At 58.0% G+C, this 19,466-nt stretch carries 17 protein-coding genes; 9 read left to right on the forward strand and 8 right to left on the reverse strand.

Annotation, left to right across the window (positions count from 1 at the left end; genetic code table 11):
- Window positions 1–13 precede the first annotated feature (13 nt).
- Window positions 14–985, forward strand: coding sequence for an NAD(P)H-dependent flavin oxidoreductase (locus tag ACN0XM_RS13455; RefSeq protein ID WP_417567457.1), 972 nt, complete (start codon window positions 14–16; stop codon window positions 983–985).
- On the opposite strand, the gene ACN0XM_RS13460 is transcribed toward ACN0XM_RS13455, so the two are convergent.
- Together ACN0XM_RS13460 and ACN0XM_RS13465 are read right to left on the reverse strand one after the other, a co-directional pair.
- Complete coding sequence (locus ACN0XM_RS13460; RefSeq protein ID WP_417567458.1) at window positions 968–2,908, reverse strand: methyl-accepting chemotaxis protein; 1,941 nt, start codon at window positions 2,906–2,908, stop codon at window positions 968–970. The genes ACN0XM_RS13455 and ACN0XM_RS13460 overlap by 18 nt on opposite strands.
- Window positions 2,909–3,035: 127 nt before the next feature.
- Window positions 3,036–4,565: a DUF5666 domain-containing protein gene (locus tag ACN0XM_RS13465; RefSeq protein WP_417567459.1), complete on the reverse strand. Its 1,530-nt coding sequence runs from the start codon at window positions 4,563–4,565 to the stop codon at window positions 3,036–3,038.
- Window positions 4,566–4,846: 281 nt separating this feature from the next.
- Here ACN0XM_RS13465 and ACN0XM_RS13470 point away from each other — a divergent pair, with 281 nt between their 5' ends.
- Window positions 4,847–5,020, forward strand: a complete 174-nt coding sequence (locus ACN0XM_RS13470) for a DUF6435 family protein (protein ID WP_417567460.1) — start codon at window positions 4,847–4,849, stop codon at window positions 5,018–5,020.
- A gap of 12 nt (window positions 5,021–5,032) precedes the next feature.
- Here the strand turns inward: ACN0XM_RS13470 and ACN0XM_RS13475 are convergent, their stop codons facing one another.
- From ACN0XM_RS13475 to tkt, 6 genes are all read right to left on the reverse strand, one after another.
- A complete protein-coding gene (locus ACN0XM_RS13475) occupies window positions 5,033–5,377 on the reverse strand; it encodes a chaperone modulator CbpM (RefSeq protein WP_417567461.1) in 345 nt (114 codons plus the stop codon).
- A gap of 13 nt (window positions 5,378–5,390) precedes the next feature.
- Window positions 5,391–6,362: a DnaJ C-terminal domain-containing protein gene (locus ACN0XM_RS13480; protein ID WP_417567462.1), complete on the reverse strand. Its 972-nt coding sequence runs from the start codon at window positions 6,360–6,362 to the stop codon at window positions 5,391–5,393.
- 156 nt (window positions 6,363–6,518) lie between these two features.
- A complete protein-coding gene (gene fba / locus ACN0XM_RS13485; protein ID WP_417567463.1) occupies window positions 6,519–7,583 on the reverse strand; it encodes a class II fructose-bisphosphate aldolase in 1,065 nt (354 codons plus the stop codon).
- Between the two features lie 224 nt (window positions 7,584–7,807).
- Window positions 7,808–8,968, reverse strand: coding sequence for a phosphoglycerate kinase (locus tag ACN0XM_RS13490; RefSeq protein ID WP_417567464.1), 1,161 nt, complete (start codon window positions 8,966–8,968; stop codon window positions 7,808–7,810).
- Window positions 8,969–8,998: 30 nt separating this feature from the next.
- Window positions 8,999–10,030: a type I glyceraldehyde-3-phosphate dehydrogenase gene (gene gap, locus ACN0XM_RS13495; protein WP_417567465.1), complete on the reverse strand. Its 1,032-nt coding sequence runs from the start codon at window positions 10,028–10,030 to the stop codon at window positions 8,999–9,001.
- Window positions 10,030–12,030 carry a transketolase gene (tkt, locus tag ACN0XM_RS13500; RefSeq protein ID WP_417567466.1) on the reverse strand — a complete coding sequence of 667 codons (2,001 nt, stop codon included), beginning with the start codon at window positions 12,028–12,030 and terminating at the stop codon, window positions 10,030–10,032. The genes gap and tkt overlap by 1 nt, the downstream gene beginning before the upstream one ends.
- 223 nt (window positions 12,031–12,253) lie before the next feature.
- Here tkt and ACN0XM_RS13505 point away from each other — a divergent pair, with 223 nt between their 5' ends.
- The 7 genes from ACN0XM_RS13505 (at window position 12,254) to ACN0XM_RS13535 (ending at window position 19,454) form a co-directional block, all read left to right on the forward strand.
- Complete coding sequence (locus tag ACN0XM_RS13505; RefSeq protein ID WP_417567467.1) at window positions 12,254–13,255, forward strand: metalloregulator ArsR/SmtB family transcription factor; 1,002 nt, start codon at window positions 12,254–12,256, stop codon at window positions 13,253–13,255.
- 148 nt (window positions 13,256–13,403) lie between these two features.
- Window positions 13,404–14,594, forward strand: a complete 1,191-nt coding sequence (gene metK / locus ACN0XM_RS13510; protein ID WP_417567468.1) for a methionine adenosyltransferase — start codon at window positions 13,404–13,406, stop codon at window positions 14,592–14,594.
- A gap of 63 nt (window positions 14,595–14,657) precedes the next feature.
- Window positions 14,658–16,052 (forward strand): adenosylhomocysteinase, encoded by a 1,395-nt coding sequence (gene ahcY, locus ACN0XM_RS13515; protein ID WP_417567469.1) that lies wholly within the window; start codon window positions 14,658–14,660, stop codon window positions 16,050–16,052.
- A 12-nt stretch (window positions 16,053–16,064) separates the two neighbouring features.
- A complete protein-coding gene (metF, locus tag ACN0XM_RS13520; protein ID WP_417567470.1) occupies window positions 16,065–16,934 on the forward strand; it encodes a methylenetetrahydrofolate reductase [NAD(P)H] in 870 nt (289 codons plus the stop codon).
- A 240-nt stretch (window positions 16,935–17,174) separates the two neighbouring features.
- Window positions 17,175–17,933: a transporter substrate-binding domain-containing protein gene (locus ACN0XM_RS13525; protein WP_417567471.1), complete on the forward strand. Its 759-nt coding sequence runs from the start codon at window positions 17,175–17,177 to the stop codon at window positions 17,931–17,933.
- A 90-nt stretch (window positions 17,934–18,023) separates the two neighbouring features.
- Window positions 18,024–18,695, forward strand: a complete 672-nt coding sequence (locus ACN0XM_RS13530) for an amino acid ABC transporter permease (protein WP_417567472.1) — start codon at window positions 18,024–18,026, stop codon at window positions 18,693–18,695.
- A gap of 12 nt (window positions 18,696–18,707) precedes the next feature.
- The gene (locus tag ACN0XM_RS13535; protein ID WP_417567473.1) at window positions 18,708–19,454 is read left to right on the forward strand and encodes an amino acid ABC transporter ATP-binding protein; all 747 of its coding nucleotides are present in this window, start codon (window positions 18,708–18,710) and stop codon (window positions 19,452–19,454) included.
- Window positions 19,455–19,466: the final 12 nt, after the last annotated feature.

Consider the following 19,466-nt stretch of genomic DNA (forward strand, 5'->3'; position numbering starts at 1 on the left):
ATAAGGAATCCTCATGCCGCTGCCCGCCTCCCTGAAAGACACGCTTGCCCTGCCCCTGGTAGCCGCCCCCATGTTCCTGATCTCCGGCCCTGAACTGGCCCTGGCCTGCTGCAAACAGGGCATTGTCGGAAGCTTTCCGGCCCTGAACCAGCGCACAAGTGAAGCCTTTGAGGACTGGCTGATCCAGATGAACGAAGAACTGGACGCCTTCCGGAAACTGAATCCGGACCGCAAAACAGCGCCCTATGCGGTGAACCTGATTGTGCACCGAACCAATCCGCGCTGGCAGGCGGATCTTGAACTGTGTGTAAAACACCGGGTGCCGATCATCATTACGTCACTGGGGGCGGCCAGCCAGGTAGTTGAGGCGGTTCACGGCTATGGCGGCGTGGTGTTCCATGATGTAACCAATCAGAAGCATGCCCGCAAGGCGGCGGAGGCCGGAGTCGATGGCATCATTGCAGTGGCGGCCGGAGCCGGCGGCCATGCCGGCACCATCAACCCGTTTGTGCTGGTTCATGAAATCAGGGAGGTGTTTGACGGCACCATTCTGCTGGCTGGCGGGCTGTCTCATGGTGAGGACCTTCTGGCAGCACAGGCCCTGGGTGCCGACCTGGCCTACATGGGCACCCGGTTTATCAATACCACCGAGTCCCTGGCGGAAGAGGCCTACCGGAACATGATCATCGAGGCGGTTTCCGATGACATCATTCACACACCGGCGGTATCCGGTATACCCGCCAGTTTTATGCGGCAAAGCCTGGAGGCTGCAGGCTTCCCTATGGACAAACTCGGCCAGGCCGGCGAGATCAACTATGGCGAGAAGCTCAAGCCCATTGATGATGAAGCCAAGGCCTGGAAAACCGTCTGGTCCGCAGGCCAGGGCGTGAGCCAGATCCACGACGTTCTGAGCGTCGCCGACCTGGTGGCCCGGCTATCTGAAGAGTACCGTAATGCCCGGGCCCGTCTAGACCCGGAACTGTGACGCCTTGGTCTGCAGCGAGGCCAGTGTCTGGGCAATCTGTCCACTGGCCTGGTCGGAGCGCTCGATGGCCTCTACGGTGTCTCGGGAAGAACCCGCGATGTCGTTGACACTCACACTTACTTCGCTGGCATGCCGGCCCTGCTCTTCGGCTACCGACGAGATGGCGAGTGCCCTGTCTTGCAGGCTGCCCAGAAGCTGATTGATCCGATCGAAGTGCTCATCGGCCCGGCGGAACTCCGATGAAGATTCCGCCACCTGGCCAGATACTTCACCAATCACGCTCACCGCCTGCCGGCTGCCTTTTTGCAGACGCTCGATAATGTCCTGAATCTCTGTAGTGGACTGCTGGGTGCGACTCGCCAGGGTGCGAACCTCATCGGCCACGACAGCGAAGCCCCGACCGGACTCCCCCGCCCGGGCCGCTTCTATCGCGGCATTCAGGGCCAGCAGGTTGGTCTGCTCGGCGATAGAACCGATGACCGACAGCACCGAGTCGATCTCTTTACTCTGGTGGTCGAGCTGATTGACCGCTTCGACTGCCTGCTCGACGTTACGGACCACCTGATCCAACCGGTCCCTGACCTCCCGTGAAATGCTGGCAGTGGCCTCGCTTTCGGAGCTGACATTACTGACGGAGCTGGCCACGTCCTGAATGCTCTCGGCCACTTCGCCAATGCTGCCAGACATGACTTCCATGGTTCGGGACACCTCGGCCACGTCCTGTTCCTGGCGATTGACCGCGGCTACCGCACTGCGACTGATCTCGCCCTGGCTCTGAGCCTGGCCGGAGGCGGATTCAGCCGAGGCTTTGACATCCGATACCAGTTCCTGGATCCGGGCGATGAAACGGTTCACACCCCGAGCCATCTCGGTGAGCTCATCACTTCCTTTGAGAGAGACCCGGCGGGTCAGATCGGCCTCGCCATCGGCAATACCCCAGATGGCGGAACTCAGGCGTAAGACACGGGGCAGCAACCCGCCGCCTAGCACCAGCGCCACCAGCACGATCAGGATGACCACAGAGCCGATGGCCAGCATGCTGAGATTGGACGACAGGCTGGATGCCTCCGCGTTCAGGGCCTCAACCGTGCTCTGAATTCTGGTTCGGGTGTCTGAATCCATACCGGCCAACTGCTGCTGGAGGCGCTGATTCACCTGCTCCGTTTCAGCTTCCAGGGTATCCCGAAGGGCATCGATGCTGCCGGCGATGGTGGCTCCGAACTCTTCCTCAAGGGCGGCCATATCCCGGTTGATACCCTCAAGTGACAAACCGAGTTTCAGTTGGCCAATAGAGGAGCCCTGAGGTTTGATATCCGCGGTCACGATCACCACGTTCGGGTCACGACTTGCCGCATCCAGGACACGATTTGCCGCACCACGGCCTTCCCCCTGCTCCATAAGGGTGCGAACGCGATCGTCGGTTCGATCAACGTAGCGGGTCAGACGCTCACCGTACTGATCGTAATAAACGGCAAACACCACCGATTGACGGGCATCAGCCAGCTCAACAAGGCCAGTCAGGCGAGGTATGTCTCTGTCCCAAATCAGCGGGGCGGCTACCGCAGCAAGCACATTCGCCAGCCCCTGGGCTTCGGACATGACCGCAGCGCGCACATTACCGGCAACGCGCTCCTGCTGTTCAGTCTGCTGCCGGGTAAGTTCAGTGGACAACTCCTCGGTGGTCTTCTGCCGCATGGTCTCCAGACGGGAGCGGACATCCTCGCGGGTCTCTCCGAACGATGCACTGACCTGCTGGCTGCTGGACTCAAGAGCGGACCCGGCTGTCTGGACCAGACGCTCCACCTGACTGGAAATCAACCACTGGCTGACAACCACCTGAACCACACCTGCGACTATGAGGATCAGGAAAACGGGCCTGAGGAGGCGGCTCGAGATCAGCCGCCTGAGAAAGCTTAAAGACATACGGACTCCGCTGGCATGTGTGCTTCATGCATCCTGCACAACCGTCTACCGCATCCCTGCGAAGCGTGTCCATATATATAGCAAAACCCAGGCCGGAAAGGGGCGCCTTTATGTACGGGTTTTGTAGTCAGTCGTTATCGTCTTCTTCCCGTTCGATTTCGTCGGCAACGAAGCCAGACGGCGTGTTGGAGTACTCGACTTCCAGAATTACTGTCTCGGATGCATAGAAGGCGCTGACAATTGCCTCTCTCGCAGTATTTTTGTCTTCGCCGTCGTACTCCGCACCCAAATCACTCATGGTTAATCCGAGAATGGACAGACCATTTGCTGCGGGGTTCTGCGATATGAACTGCAACCGGCCTTCAAGCTCAAACTTGTTTACGTCATCACCACCTGCGTCGTTATCCACTTCGACTTTCAGGGCTTCAATATAGACTCCGGAAGCGTCAGATTTCTCAACACCTTCGATCTCAACTCGCGTTCCGGAGACGAGAGCGACAGACGCCTGCGCGCTATCGCCATCCCGGACCAGAGTGGTCAAAGGGGTCATTCTTACGGTCACGCCACCCACCTCCAAGGGGCCAGTAGCGCTGTCGATGGTCCCGATCGCCCCTTTGACCCTGGCGTTGGCCTCACGCAGTGAGATTTCTTCCGCTTCCACAACGGTGTTTGACAGGAAGTTGCCTTCCACCTGCACCAACAGGTCTGTCGTCAGGTCTGACAAAGCCAACCCGCTCTCAAGTTCGGTGGCAGTGGTAACTCGGATGGTTAGACCGCCCATGGTAAATTCACCCGGGCGGTCGCCTGAACCAAGCGCAGCATATGGCGCTTCTATTGCAGCCGTGAGCTCAATGTCGCCTGAATTATCACGAGCGAAACGGCGGGAATCGTCCCGATCTATTGAAATAGCGGTCAGTACACCGTCGGCAAGACTCCCCTCCACTTCCAGAGCCTTCGCAGAACTCAAGTCGGCCTCCGTCAGCCCCGAGCCGAAGACAACATTATCTTCGTCGTACTCAACGGTTATCGTACCGATAGCAAACTGGTTCAGATCCTCACTAACTTCCGTTACAGAGCCCTCAAGCTCGACATCAGACAGATCCGGACTAATCGTCGCGATATATCCGGCCCGATATGAACCGTCCGCTTGCCGCCAGGCGCTCACCCGCAAATGCTCTCCAGCATCAGCGCCACCAAGCAGTGAAGTGAAGGTGGTTCCTCTTATTATGGTCTGGCGATCAACGCGCACTTTCTGGCCCATGACAGTAACCGCGACAAATTCGCCTGCACCGCTTGGGTCCGATTCCAGCAGATTGATCGGACCACGCAAGGTGTCATCGTAACCAAGCTTTTCAGCGGTTCCCTGACCATCCTCTCGCCATTCACCTTGCACCCGGAGAATCATGCCTTCGCTTAGGGCGCCTTCGGTGGTGATTCCATCGTTGCTCTCCACAATGCGGTTGGGAATACCTTCTGTCGAAAATTCCACACCATTTACAAAAACGCTCCCAAAGCCCGAAACCGGACCAACACTGAACCCCGTGCCCCGGGCGACACCAAGCCCACCGCCACCAGAGCCGCCGCAGGCAGAAATTATGCCGAAAGCCACCGTACCGGCGGCCAGCCAGAAAACACAATTGCGCAGTTGCCGTTTCATACCTTTTCTCTCCCTGTCAGGCATTCCGGGCCAGTGTTTGTCACCAACTATCATTATATCCGCTGCAAGGGACATCGTCGTCAGCTTCAACCACTCAGTTGATTCGGGACTCATTTTCCAGGCGGGGCTTTTTCATGGTCAGGCTTATTTTCCAAATTTGTTATCTGGAGAGTTAATCCCATTAATCCGGGCGGTTCAGTTTTTGATCATGAAAATTTTTTGAACTTTACGGAGCAGGTGACGTAAAGTCTGGAACACTTGACCAAAACAGGTTCAGACACATGCTGGGATTTTTGAAGGGCAATCCAAGGAAAAAGCTGCAGAAGGCCTACGAAGACAAGCTATCCAAGGCGCTGCACGCGCAACGCAACGGCGACCTGAGAACCCACGGGACCCTCATGGAAGAAGCGGAAAAAATCTACGCCGAAATTCAGGCGCTGGAAGAAAGGAAATAATCCGGGGGCGGCTCACTCCCCCATAAGTTGTCGTAGTCTATGGTTGAGCCGCGCAACTTCCCTGCGCATGTCATCGAGTTCATCCAAAAGCTCAAGCGACATGGCCAGGCCAGGCAGGTTGATTTTCAGATCCCGCTTCAGCCGTATGGCTTTTCGCAGTCGGCCCAGCGCCTCCACGCTAAACTGCCATTGCCCGGCTTCCGGCAGATCTTCAAGCGGCGCAATAATGCCGTAATCCACCAGATTGATAACAAACTCGGCATGACATTCGCCGCGCTCGCATATTTCACGCAGGGTGAAGGTGCTGCCATCCTGATCAAACACCTCGACCGTCAGAATATGATCTTGCTTACTCATCCCTTACTCCCGCTCACACGTGAAGCTTGCTGCGTGGATTGAAGTTTTTCTCGGCCTGGGCCAGCTGCTCGTAAAGCGTCTCTGCTTCCGGGCTGTGCTTCTCGGGCATGGCTACCTGCAGTACGACGATCTGATCCCCCGGGTGTTTACCGGGGAAACCCTTGCCCTTCAGCCTGAGTTTACGCCCGCTTGTGGAGCCCCTGGGCACCTTCACGTTCACCTTCGAGCCTACCGTCGGCACGGTTATGGTGGCACCGAGAGCGGCCTCCCAGGGCGCTATGGGTACCGTGACCAGAACGTCGCGGCCTTCAACGGTAAACTGGGGATGCGGCGCAAACTCGACTTCAATAAACAGATCACCCGGCTCGCCGCCGCCAACGCCCGGGGCCCCCTGGCCTTTCAGGCGGATATGCTGGCCCTCGCGCATACCGGAGGGAATCTTCACCTTCAGGGTCTTCTGCCGGGGAACGACCCGGCCATGCTGGTCCGCTTCATGGACGGTAAATGACACCTGCTTGTCGCAGCCATGAAAGGCCTCTTCCAGGAACAGGGCGATCCTGGCGTGCACATCTTCACCGCGCATCCTCATGCTCCTGCGAAAGCCACCACCGCCAGGCCCGCCTGAGAATCCACCCCGACGCCCGCCACCAAAGATTTCCTCGAAGAAATCGCTGAACTGGCGGGCATCGGCATCGGTGTAACCACCACCGCCAAAGCCGGACGCACTCTGCCAGCCGGGAGGCGGCTCAAAGGAACCATCTGCCTTGGCACCGTATTTACGCAGCTGGTCGTATTCCGCCCGTTTTTCGGGGTCCTTGAGCACTTCGTAGGCTTCACCAAGATCCTTGAACCGGGTGTCTGCGTCTTCTTCCTTACTGACATCCGGATGGTATTTCCGGGCCAGCTTCCGGTAGGCCTTTTTGATCTCCTCGGGGGAGGCAGACTCGCTCACACCGAGTACGGCGTAATAGTCTTTAAAATCCATCTGGTTCCTCACCACTGGTTATTTTACCGAGCGCATTTACTCGTTTACTAACCACTATATTTGATGAGGTTTGGGAAATTACAAGGGGAGGCTTGCGGTTACTTGAGGTGGGTCAGGATTTTGGGGCGGCAACCCGCCCCATTTGAATCCAGAAACTTATCTAACCTTCGGGTCCAGCTCACCGGAGGCGTAACGCTCGAACATGCGCTCAAGGTTAACCGGCTTGATCTTGCTGGCGTTGCCGGCACAACCGAAGGCTTCGTAGCGTGCGATGCACACTTCGGTCATGGCCTTCATGGTTTCCTTGAGGAATTTACGCGGGTCAAACTCCGCCGGATTCTCAGCCAGGAAGCGGCGAACGGCACCGGTGCTGGCCAGGCGCAGATCCGTGTCGATGTTGACCTTGCGAACGCCGTGCTTGATGCCTTCCACGATTTCCTCGACCGGGACCCCGTAGGTTTCCGGGATTTGACCACCGTATGCGTTGATGATCTTCAGCCACTCCTGGGGGACGGAGCTGGAGCCGTGCATGACCAGGTGGGTGTCCGGAATGCGGGCATGGATGGCTTTGATCTGGTCGATGGCCAGGATGTCGCCGGTGGGCGGACGGGTGAACTTGTAGGCGCCGTGGCTGGTGCCGATGGCGATGGCCAGGGCGTCCACGTGGGTTTTCTTGACGAAGTCCGCCGCCTCTTCCGGGTCGGTCAGCATCTGGCTGTGGTCCAGGGTACCCTCGGCACCGATGCCATCTTCTTCACCGGCCTGGCCGGTTTCGAGAGAACCCAGGCAACCCAGCTCGCCCTCTACGGAGACACCACAGGCGTGGGCCATTTCAACGGTGCGACGGGTAACGTCGACGTTGTATTCGTAGTCGGTGGGAGTCTTACCATCTTCACCCAGGGAGCCGTCCATCATCACGGAGCTGAAGCCCAACTGGATGGAGCGCTGGCACACGGAGGGGCTGGTGCCATGATCCTGGTGCATGACCACGGGGATGTGCGGGAATTCTTCGATGGCCGCCAGGATCAGGTGGCGCAGGAAGGGGGCTCCGGCGTATTTGCGGGCACCGGCGGAGGCCTGGACAATCACCGGGGAGTCGGTTTTGTCGGCGGCTTCCATGATGGCGCGCATCTGTTCCAGGTTATTCACGTTAAAGGCTGGCACACCGTAACCATGCTCGGCGGCGTGATCCAGCATTTGCCGCATCGAAATCAGGGCCATGGGTCGTCTCCTTCATTTGGATTTTGAGTAGTTAAATTCGGTTGTGTTGCAGACTCTGGAGTCTGCGGCGGAGGATGGGGTAAGTCTTTCGCGGAACCGCTACGAGCACATCCATGTGCGCTTCTCTCCGGCCGTCCATGGCCTCCGAGATTCCGCGAAAGACTTACCCCACCCTCCTTGCGATTCTGACTTTGCTCTTGCGCCTAAGCCTTTTAAACAGTTGCTTAAGCGCCGCGTTCTTCCAGCACTGCTACGGCCGGCAGTGTTTTGCCTTCCACAAATTCGAGGAACGCGCCACCACCGGTGGAGATATACGAGATTTTGTCAGCAACGCCGTACTTGTCAACGGCGGCGACGGTGTCTCCGCCGCCAGCCAGGGAGAAGGCGCCGCTTTCGGCGATGGCTTCGGCCAGGGCTTTGGTGCCGTTGCCGAACTGGTCGAATTCGAAAACGCCTACCGGGCCGTTCCAGAGGATGGTTTTGGCGTTTTTCAGGAGCTCGGCGAACTGACCAGCGGTTTCCGGGCCGACGTCGAGGATCATGTCGTCGTCGCTGACGTCGGAAATGTTCTTGATGGTGGCGGTGGCGGTTTCGGAGAATTCGCTAGCCACGACAACGTCTACCGGCAGCGGGATGTTCACGCGGGAAGCAATCTCTTTAGCAGTGTCGATGAGGTCATGTTCACACAGGGATTTGCCGACCGGGTGGCCGGCTGCCGCCAGGAAGGTGTTGGCGATGCCGCCGCCGACGATGATCTGGTCGCAGACATTTTCCAGGGCGTTGAGGACGTCCAGCTTGGTGGAGACTTTGGAACCGCCAACGATGGCAACGACGGGCTTGGCCGGGTGGTCGAGGGCTTTGCCGAGGGCATCCAGTTCAGCAGCCAGCAGCGGACCGGCGCAAGCTTCGGGGGCGAATTTTGCTACGCCGTGGGTGGAGGCCTGGGCGCGGTGGGCGGTACCGAAGGCGTCCATCACATAGACGTCGCACAGAGCCGCATACTTTTTGGCGAGGTCTTCGTTGTCTTTCTTTTCGCCTTTGTTGAAGCGAACATTTTCAAACAGGACCACTTCGCCATCAGCAACCTCAACGCCGTCCAGGTAGTCCTTGATCAGGCGCACTTCCTGGCCCAGTACTTTGGTGAGGTGGTCGGCGACGGGCTTCATAGAGGAAGCTTCGTCGTAGACGCCTTCTTCCGGGCGGCCAAGGTGCGACATCAGCATCACTTTGGCGCCGGCATCGCGGGCAGCTTTAATAGTGGGCAGTGACGCACGGATGCGGGCATCACTGGAGACTTTGCCGTCCTTGACCGGTACGTTCAGGTCTTCACGGATCAGCACTCGCTTGCCGGCCAGGCTGAGATCGGTCATTTTCTTGATGGCCATAACGTTCGTCCCTTCAACAAAATTATCAGATTAAGAGTGTTTGGTTAACCAGCTTCTGCTGACATCGAGCATCCGGTTCGCGAACCCCCACTCATTATCGAACCAGCACAACACTTTCACCATGGAGCCCCCGGTTACCCGGGTCTGGCCGCCGTCCACAACGCCGGAATGGGCGTCGTGGTTGAAATCGGAACTGGCCAGCAGTTCGTCGGTGTAGCCGAGTATGCTCTTCAACGGGCCGTTGGCGGCCTCTTTTAACAGGTTGTTCACCGCTGCCACGTCAGTGCTTTTGCCGACATTGACCACCATATCGATGGCGGAGACGTTCATGGTCGGTACCCGCATGGCCACGGAGCTGAACCGGCCTTCCATATGGGGCAACAGGCGCTCGATACCCTTGGCGAGGCCGGTTTCCACCGGAACGATATTGTGCAGGGCGCTGCGGGTTCGGCGCAGGTCCTGGTGGTGGTAGGCGTCGATGACCGGCTGGTCGTTCATCGCTGCGTGGATGGTAGTGGTACTGCCCTGCTTTACACCGAATGCTTCGTCCAGCACCTTGATCACGGGCACAAGGCAGTTGGTGGTGCAGGAGCCGGCGGCCACAATGGTATCGTCCGCGGTCAGCTCCCGGTCGTTGATGCCATAGACCACTGTGCGGTCCACATCCGATTCGGCGGGTTGGGAGAACAACAGCCGTTTGGCGCCAGCCTCAATGTGCCGTTCGGCGGTGGCGCGATCGGAAAATGCGCCTGAACACTCCAGCACCAGATCGACCTTGAGAAGATCCCAGGGCAACTCCGTCGGTTCGGAATGACGCAACACCCGGATGGCATCACCATTGACCACCAGATCCTGGCCTGACACCGAAATCTCGCCCTGGAACCGGCCATGGGTGGAATCGTATCGGGTCAGATGGGCAATGGTGTCGATATCCGACAGCTCGTTGATCGCGACCACCTGCAGGTGGTCGCGGAAGCCATTTTCATAGAGTGCACGCAACACGCACTGGCCGATTCGGCCGTACCCGTTGATGGCAATACGAAAAGGCGCAGAGTCTGTCATCAGGCGTCCAGCAGTTCAGCGGCTACTTCCAGGACGTTGTCGACGGTAAAGCCGAATTCCTTGAACAGCTCACCGGCAGGGGCGGACTCACCGAAGGTGGTCATTCCGATGATGCGACCGTCCAGGCCAACGTACTTGTACCAGTAGTCGGCAATGCCGGCTTCGATGGCGATGCGGTTGGTCACGTCCAGCGGCAGAACCTGCTGCTTGTACTCGGCGCTCTGGGCATCGAACACATCGGTGGACGGCATGGAAACCACACGCACATTCTTGCCCTGCGCCCGCAGTTTGGCAGCAGCGTCCTGAGCCAGACCCACTTCGGAGCCAGTGGCGACCAGGATCAGGTCCGGTGTGCCTTCGCTGCCAGACAGGATATAGCCACCTTTGGCCACATCCGCCAGCTGCTGAGCATCGCGCGGCTGGGCCGGCAAGCCCTGACGTGAGAACACCATGGCCGTCGGGCCGTCGGTGCGCTCAAGGGCCGATTTCCAGGCCACGGCGGATTCAACGGCATCTGCCGGGCGCCACATGCTCATGTTCGGCGTAGTACGCAGGCTGGCCATCTGCTCGACGGGCTGGTGAGTCGGGCCGTCTTCGCCGAGACCGATGGAGTCGTGGGTGAACACGAAGATGGAGCGCTGCTTCATCAGTGCCGCCATGCGCACCGCGTTTCGGCAGTATTCCATGAAGATCAGGAAGGTGGCGCCATAGGGCACGAAACCACCGTGCAGCGCGATGCCGTTCATGATCGCCGCCATGCCGAACTCACGCACACCGTAATAGATGTAGTTGCCGCTGGCATCTTCTTTGGTCAGCCCCTTGGCGCCACTCCAGATGGTCAGATTGGAACCGGCCAGGTCAGCAGAGCCGCCCATCAGCTCCGGCAGCAGGGGGCCGTATGCGTTCAGGGTATTCTGGGAGGCCTTGCGGGAGGCAATAGTTTCGCCCTTGTCCTGGCACTCCTGGATGTAAGCCTGAGCCTGTTCGGCGAAATCCGCCGGCAGGTCTCCGGCCATGCGGCGTTTGAATTCTGCAGCCAGCTCGGGCTCGGCATTTTCGTAGGCAGAAAACTTCTGCTCCCACTCAGACTGGGCCGCTGCACCTTTCTCACGACCATTCCAGGCATTGGCAATGTTGGCCGGAATTTCAAACGGGCCGTATTGCCAGCCCAGTTGCTCCCGGGTCAATGCGATTTCGTCGTCACCCAATGGAGCACCGTGGCAGCTCTCCTTGCCCTGTTTGTTCGGGGAACCGAAGCCGATGATGGTCTTGCAACAGATCAGTGTGGGCTGCTCGGTGTTCGCGCGGGCGGCTTCGATGGCAGCGCGAATGGCATCGGCGTCGTGGCCGTCTACAGCAGGAATCACCTGCCAACCGTACGACTCGAAACGCTGGGGTGTGTTGTCGGTGAACCAGCCATCGACGTCACCGTCGATCGAAATGCCGTTGTCGTCATAGAAGAAAACCAGCTTGCCCAGACCCAGGGTGCCGGCAAGGGAGGACACTTCGTGGGAGATGCCTTCCATCAGGCAGCCATCGCCCAGGAACGCGTAGGTGTAGTGATCAACAATCTCGTGACCGGGGCGGTTGAACTGGGCTGCCAGGGACTTCTCGGCAATGGCAAAACCCACGGCATTGGCAATGCCCTGACCCAGCGGGCCGGTGGTGGTTTCAATGCCCGGGGTGTAACCGTATTCAGGGTGGCCCGGCGTCTTGGAATGCAGCTGGCGGAAGTTCTTCAGGTCGTCGATGGAAACGTCGTAACCGCTCAGGTGCAGCAGCGAGTACTGCAGCATGGAGCCGTGGCCGTTGGACAGCACAAAACGGTCCCGGTTGGCCCACTGAGGGTTGGCCGGGTTGTGGCTCAGATAATCGTTCCACAGAACCTCGGCGATATCCGCCATACCCATGGGCGCACCCGGGTGGCCGGACTTGGCTTTCTGAACCGCATCCATGCTCAGCGCGCGAATGGCGTTGGCGAGATCTTTACGAGACGGCATTGACGTTTCTCCAGTGTTTTCAGGAAAGAATTCGGACGACTTAAAAAGAGGCGCGTATTTTCGCCGATTACTGTGTGCCGGGGCAAATCGGCATGCGACTCTTTCGCGATAGTTTGTCTGAGGGCTCCGTAAACGGACTGATTTCAAAGAATCATAAATCTATATCAAATTTTTTTGATATGCCTATTGATTGACCACCCGAACCCACCTAAACTTCTCACCCATGACATCCATAAATACACGCGCAAACGAGCTGTCCTCAGTGGACACACTGGCCCCAATCTTTAAGGCAAGTGGGGACCCATTGCGCCTGGAAATCCTGCGTGTATTAAGGAGAGATACTTTCGGGGTGCTGGAGCTTAGTCAGCTGTTCGATATGCGCCAGTCCGGCATGAGCCACCACCTGAAGGTAATGAACAAAGCAGGATTGCTGGAGCCACAGCGGGAAGGCAACGCCATTTTCTATCGCCGCCCCCTGCATCTGGACAGCGACAAGCCAATGGACCAGACCATCCGCCAGATTTTTGAAGCGGTGGACAGGGTGCCGCTGCCGCTACACCTGCAGGAAAAGATTGAAGCCATCCGCAACCAGCGCGCTGACCAGTCTCAGGCATTTTTCGCCCGGCATGCAGAACAGTTCCGGGAGCAGCAGGAACTGATTGCCGCCTTTGATCTGTACGCCGAGCCTGTGGCACAGCTCATTCGCAAGCGGTCCAGGAAACACCAGTGGCAAACGGCCCTGGAAATCGGCCCCGGCGAAGGCGGTTTTCTGCCGGTACTGGCGGATCTTTGCGGGCACGTGGTTGCCCTCGACAACAGCCGGGACATGCTGGCCAAGGCCACCCGCACCTGTATCGATGAGCGGCTGAATAACATTGATCTGATTGAAGGTGTCACCGACACACTACTAGCCCGGGGCGATGGCTTTGACCTGGTGGTCGCCAACATGGTTCTGCACCACGTACCGAGCCCGGCTGATATTTTTCTTGATGCATCGGCGCTGATGAACAATGGCGGTTGCCTGGTCATCAGTGACTTGTGCAGCCACGACCAGGACTGGACCAAAGAGAACTGCGGCGACCTCTGGTTGGGATTTGAGCCGGAAGAGCTGACCGCCTGGGCTGCCGATGCGGGTTTGGTTGCCGGGGAACAGCTGTTCATCGGTCTTCGCAACGGCTTCCAGATACAGGTACGGGAATTCTGGAAAATCAGCGGACAGATCTGAAGACCGACGTCGCAATATCAACAAATTTTGATATACAGATACGTAGTTTTACGTATCCTCACAGAAACTAACAAACCGGTAACCGGAAGGCACTTTAACAAGGCTCTTATCGGTCTGATTTTGAAACGCTCACAGAGGAGCACGCTTTATGTCTGACTACAATATCTTCACCTCCGAATCGGTCTCTGAAGGCCACCCGGACAAATTGGCCGACCAGATCTCTGATGCCGTCCTGGACGCCATCCTGGCCGAAGACCCCCACGCACGAGTTGCCTGCGAAACGATGGTAAAAACCGGTGTGGCTATCGTCGGTGGTGAAATCACTACCAGCGCCTGGGTCGATCTGGAAGACCTTGTGCGCGGTGTAATCAAGGACATCGGCTACACCTCCTCCAAAGTCGGATACGACGGCGACACCTGCGGCATCATCAACATCATCGGCAAGCAGTCCGTCGATATCGCCCAGGGCGTTGACCGCCAGAAGCCGGAAGACCAGGGCGCCGGCGACCAGGGCCTGATGTTCGGCTACGCCAGCAACGAAACCGATGTGCTGATGCCTGCGCCAATCACCTTCTCGCACCGTCTGGTCCAGCGCCAGGCAGAAGCCCGCAAGAGCGGCCTGCTGCCGTGGCTGCGCCCGGATGCCAAGAGCCAGGTCACCTGCCGCTATGAAAACGGCCGCGTTGCCGGTATCGATGCTGTGGTGCTGTCCACCCAGCACGACGAAGACGTGACCCAGGAAGACCTGAAGGAAGCGGTGATGGAGCTGATCGTCAAACACGCCCTGCCCGCCGAGCTGTTGCACAAGGACACCCAGTTCCACATAAACCCGACCGGCAAGTTCGTGATCGGTGGCCCGGTAGGCGACTGTGGCCTTACTGGCCGCAAAATCATCGTAGACACATACGGCGGCATGGCCCGCCACGGTGGTGGCGCTTTCTCTGGCAAGGATCCGTCCAAGGTTGACCGTTCAGCCGCTTACGCCGGTCGTTATGTAGCCAAGAACCTCGTGGCCGCCGGCCTGGCCGACAAGTGCGAGATCCAGGTGTCCTACGCCATCGGCGTAGCGCAGCCAACGTCGATCTCTCTGAACACCTTCGGCACCGGCAAGATCAGCGACGACAAAATCGTCCAGCTGGTTCGAGAGCACTTTGATCTGCGCCCATACGCGATCACTAACATGCTCGACCTTCTGCACCCCATGTATCAGCAGACGGCAGCCTACGGCCACTTCGGTCGCGAGCCAGTCGAGATGACGGTTGGCGGCAAGACGTTTACCTCCTTCCCATGGGAGAGGACGGATCGCGCGGCCGCTCTCAAGGACGCCGCCGGTATCTAAACCGATTTCGGGCGTATGTCCGTTGGCATACGCCCAAGCCAAACTGACTGACAGGAGAAAACCATGAGCACTCCCGCAGAAAACCTGAACAACTTTGATGACTACAAAGTTCGCGATATGTCACTGGCCGATTGGGGCCGCAAAGAGATCAACATCGCCGAAGGCGAAATGCCCGCCCTGATCAAGCTCCGCGAAAAGTACAAAGCCGAGCAGCCGCTGAAAGGCGCCAATATCATGGGCTGCATCCACATGACCATCCAGACCGCCGTGCTGATTGAGACGCTGGTGGAACTGGGCGCCAATGTGCGCTGGTCCTCCTGCAACATCTTTTCCACCCAGGATCAGGCCGCAGCGGCCATCGCCGCACAGGGCATCCCGGTGTTTGCCTGGAAAGGCGAAACTGACGAAGAATACGACTGGTGCCTTGAGCGTACCGTTGGTGCCGACGTCGAAGGCTGGGTGCCGAACATGATCCTGGACGACGGCGGCGACCTGACTGCGCTGCTCCACGAGAAGTATCCGGAAGTTCTGGCCAACTGCCACGGTGTGACCGAGGAAACCACCACCGGCGTGCATCGCCTGCAGGAAATGCTGCGCGAAGGCACCCTCAAGGTGCCGGCCATCAACGTCAACGACGCAGTTACCAAGTCCAAGAACGACAACAAGTACGGTTGCCGCCACAGTCTGAACGACGCGATCAAGCGTGCCACCGATCACCTCCTTGCCGGCAAGAAAGCCCTGGTAATCGGCTACGGTGATGTGGGCAAAGGCTCTGCCGCTTCCCTGCGTCAGGAAGGCATGATCGTAAAAGTCACCGAGGCCGATCCGATCTGTGCCATGCAGGCGTGCATGGACGGTTTCGAAGTGGTGTCTCCCTTCATCGACGGCGTGAACACCGGCACTGAAGCGGGTGTTAACCGTGCCCTACTGCAGAACACCGACATTCTGGTGACCACGACCGGCAACATGAACGTGTGCGACGCGCACATGCTCAAGGCCCTGAAGCCAGGCGCCGTGGTGTGCAACATCGGCCACTTCGACAACGAGATCGATACCGCCTTCATGCGCAAGAACTGGGAATGGGACGAGGTGAAGCCGCAGGTTCACATCGTGTACCGCGACAAGGCCACCAACGACCACCTGATTCTGCTCTCCGAAGGCCGCCTGGTGAACCTGGGCAACGCCACCGGTCACCCGTCACGGATCATGGATGGCTCTTTCGCCAACCAGGTTTTGGCGCAGATGTACCTGTTCGAGCGCAAGTTCGCAGATCTGCCGGAAGATGCCCGGGAGAAAGGCGTGTACGTTCAGGTTCTGCCCAAGCACCTGGACGAGGAAGTGGCTCGGGCCATGGTGGAAGGTTTTGGTGGCGTGGTCACCAAAATGACCCCGGAGCAGGCCAAATACATCGGTGTACCGGTCGAAGGACCGTACAAGCCGGAAAGCTACAAGTACTGATCGGGTATAAAGATGCAATCCCAGAAACAGTTCAAGCGCCGTTTCAGCTTTGAGTTTTTCCCGCCCAAGACCGACCAGGGCAAGGAAAAGCTGCAGAACGTGCGCAATCAGCTGGCCGAGGTGAATCCGGACTTTTTCTCCGTCACCTTCGGCGCCGGCGGTTCCACCCGGGACCGCACCATTGAAACTGTGCTCAACCTGCACCGACAGGGCATTTCCACAGCACCGCACCTTTCCTGCGTCGGAGGCACCCGCCAGGAAATCGGTGAGCTGTTGGATGTGTACAAAGAGAACGGAATCAACCGGATTGTTGCCCTTCGGGGCGACATGCCTTCCGGAATGGGGGCCGCCGGTGAGCTGCGTTACGCCAACGAGCTGGTGGAATTTATCCGCGAGCACAGTGGTGACACTTTCAACCTGGAAGTTGCGGCGTACCCTGAGTTTCACCCTCAGGCACGCAATGCCGAGGAAGATCTGCAGAACTTCGCCCGCAAGGTGAAGGCTGGCGCCAACAGCGCCATTACCCAGTACTTCTTCAACGCAGACAGTTACTTCTACTTTATCGACCGCCTGGAAAAAATGGGCGTCACCATTCCCGTGGTGCCGGGCATTATGCCTATCGTCAACTTCTCCAGCCTGGTCCGATTCTCCGACATGTGCGGCGCTGAAATCCCGCGCTGGATTCGCAAGCAGCTCGAAGCCTACGGCGACGACAGCGACTCCATCCGAAAATTCGGAGAAGAAGTTGTCACTGACATGTGTGAAAAGCTCCTCAAGGCCGGCGCACCGGGCTTGCACTTCTATACTTTGAACCAGGCAGAACCCAGCATCAGCATCTGGAAGAACCTGGGGATCAGTGATCGGGAAAAGATCGCTTTCTGATGAATTTAAAGAGGTCGGATGACGGCCCTTTTGGGCCCAATCCGACCCAAAGATTCCCGGCAACCTGCCAACGTCCCTCATCTCCAAGCATTTGATTTCCTGTGATCATCTGCGTAATAGTCTAAAGTGTATGTGATGCAGTTCCACTAACGCTCCCCGGAGACCGCCGTCAACAGCAGTGGTTGGTCCGGTTTGCCTTACCGGGCAAATGGAGCCTGATAAGAAAGAAAAGGAGAAAGCATGAGTACGAAATGGCTGAAAACAGTAGGTGTCACCCTAGCCCTTACCGTGGCTGCGGGCACCGCCAGCGCAGAAACCCTCAAGGTGGTCACCGACCCAAGCTTCGTTCCGTTTGAAATGATGGATCAGGAAACCGGCGAAATGATCGGGTTCGATATGGAGATCATCCGCGAAGTGGCGGACCGCGCCGGCTTTGACATTGATCTCAATACCATGGATTTCAATGGCATCATTCCGGCCCTGCAATCCGGTAACGTAGACATTGCCATCGCTGGCATCACCATCACCGACGAGCGCGAGGAAATCGTTGATTTCTCCGACCCTTACTACGATTCCGGTCTTCGGCTTCTGGTACGCGAAGCCAATGGCGACATCAAGGAATTCGACGATCTTGAAGACAAGAAGGTCGGCACCAAGATTGGCAGCACCAGTTACGACTACCTGATGAAGAACCTGGAGGCCGATGACGGCGTCACGCCCTATCCAGGCAGTGCCGACATGTACATGGCGCTGATGTCCGGAGCCATCGACGCGGTTTTCTACGACGCCCCGAACGTGGGTTACTTTGCACGCACCAAAGGCGAAGGCAAAGTCAAAACCATCGGCCCCCTCTACGAAGGCCAGCAGTACGGTATCGCCCTGAAAGAAGGCAGTGAGTGGGTCGACGAAGTGAACAGCGCCCTCGCTTCCATGAAAGAAGACGGCACCTACAAGGAAATCTACGAGAAATGGTTCGGCCCCATGCCGGATGATATGTAAGGCCTGTAAGGTACCTACATACAACTCTCGACGCCGGGGCCTGAGTGCCCCGGCTCTTTCTGACCGCAACTTCCTCTGGAGACACTTACAGTGGAATCCCAGTTTCAGTTCGACTGGCAAGCAGCCATCAATGCAATTCCGTTTCTGCTCGAGGGAATCCCTTATACCCTGATGATTTCGTTTGGCGGCCTGCTCATTGGCTTCGCCCTGGGTATATTCTTTGGTTTGCTGAGCATCAACAAACTCTGGTTCTTGAAGTGGCCGGCCACCGCGTATATCGAAATTTTCCGCGGTACACCCATTCTTGTTCAGGTTCTTTTTATTTTCTACGGTCTGCCCGACCTCATTGGCACCTCCATTAATCCATTGACCGCAGGTATCGCCGCCATCGCATTAAACTCCGGCGCCTACATTTCGGAAGTGGTTCGCGGCGGCGTCCAGTCCATCGACAAGGGCCAGAACGAAGCCGGGCTGTCACTCGGCCTGTCACGGACCCAGACCTTCTGGTCCATCATCTGGCCCCAGGCCTTCCGGCGCATGGTACCGCCCCTCGGCAACCAGGCCATTGTCAGCATCAAGGACACCTCCCTGTTCTCGGTTATCGGCGTCGGCGAGCTGGTTCGTCAGGGCCAGATTTACATCGCCACTACCTTCCAGGCGTTCGAGGTGTACTTTATGGTCGCGCTCATGTATCTCGCCATCACTTTCTCACTGTCCCTGATTCTCCGCTTTATCGAGCGCCGTGGACTGGTCTCTGTCTGAAGGAAGCAACTCATGACTGATATCGTCAAAATGAAGGGCATGAACAAGTACTTCGGTAAGCTGCATGTCCTGAAAGATATAGATCTGACTGTTAGCCAGGGCGAGGTCGTGGTGATTATCGGAGCCAGCGGCTCCGGCAAGTCCACGCTGATTCGCTGTGTAAACGGCCTCGAGGAGTTCGAATCCGGTCATCTGGAGGTGGACGGCCACCGGCTGGAGCCCAAGAGCGGCAACCCGAAAGTCCTGGCCGAAATCCGCAAGGAAGTCGGCATGGTGTTCCAGCAGTTCAACCTCTTCCCCCACCTCACGGTGAAGAAGAACATTATGCTGGCACCTAAGAAGGTCAAGGACGCGCCGGAAACCGTCGCCAACGCCACGGCCGAAAGGTTGCTGAACCGGGTCGGCATCGGCGACCAGGCCGACAAATACCCCAGCCACCTGTCCGGCGGCCAGCAACAGCGAGTCGCCATCGCCCGGGCCCTGGCCATGGAACCGCGTCTGATGCTGTTCGATGAGCCTACGTCAGCCCTGGACCCGGAAATGATCGGCGAAGTGCTGGACGTCATGCGCGAGCTGGCCAAAGAAGGCATGACCATGATGGTCGTAACCCACGAGATGGGCTTCGCCCGGGAAGTGGCGGACCGGGTTATTTACATCCACGAAGGCCAGATCGTGGAACAAGGCAAACCGGACGACGTGTTCGACAACCCGCAAAACGAACGCACCCAGGCGTTCCTTTCACGGGTGTTGGCGCACTAACCCAACCGTCAG

The sequence above is a fragment of the Marinobacter sp. genome, assembly GCF_048269445.1.
Taxonomy (GTDB): domain Bacteria; phylum Pseudomonadota; class Gammaproteobacteria; order Pseudomonadales; family Oleiphilaceae; genus Marinobacter.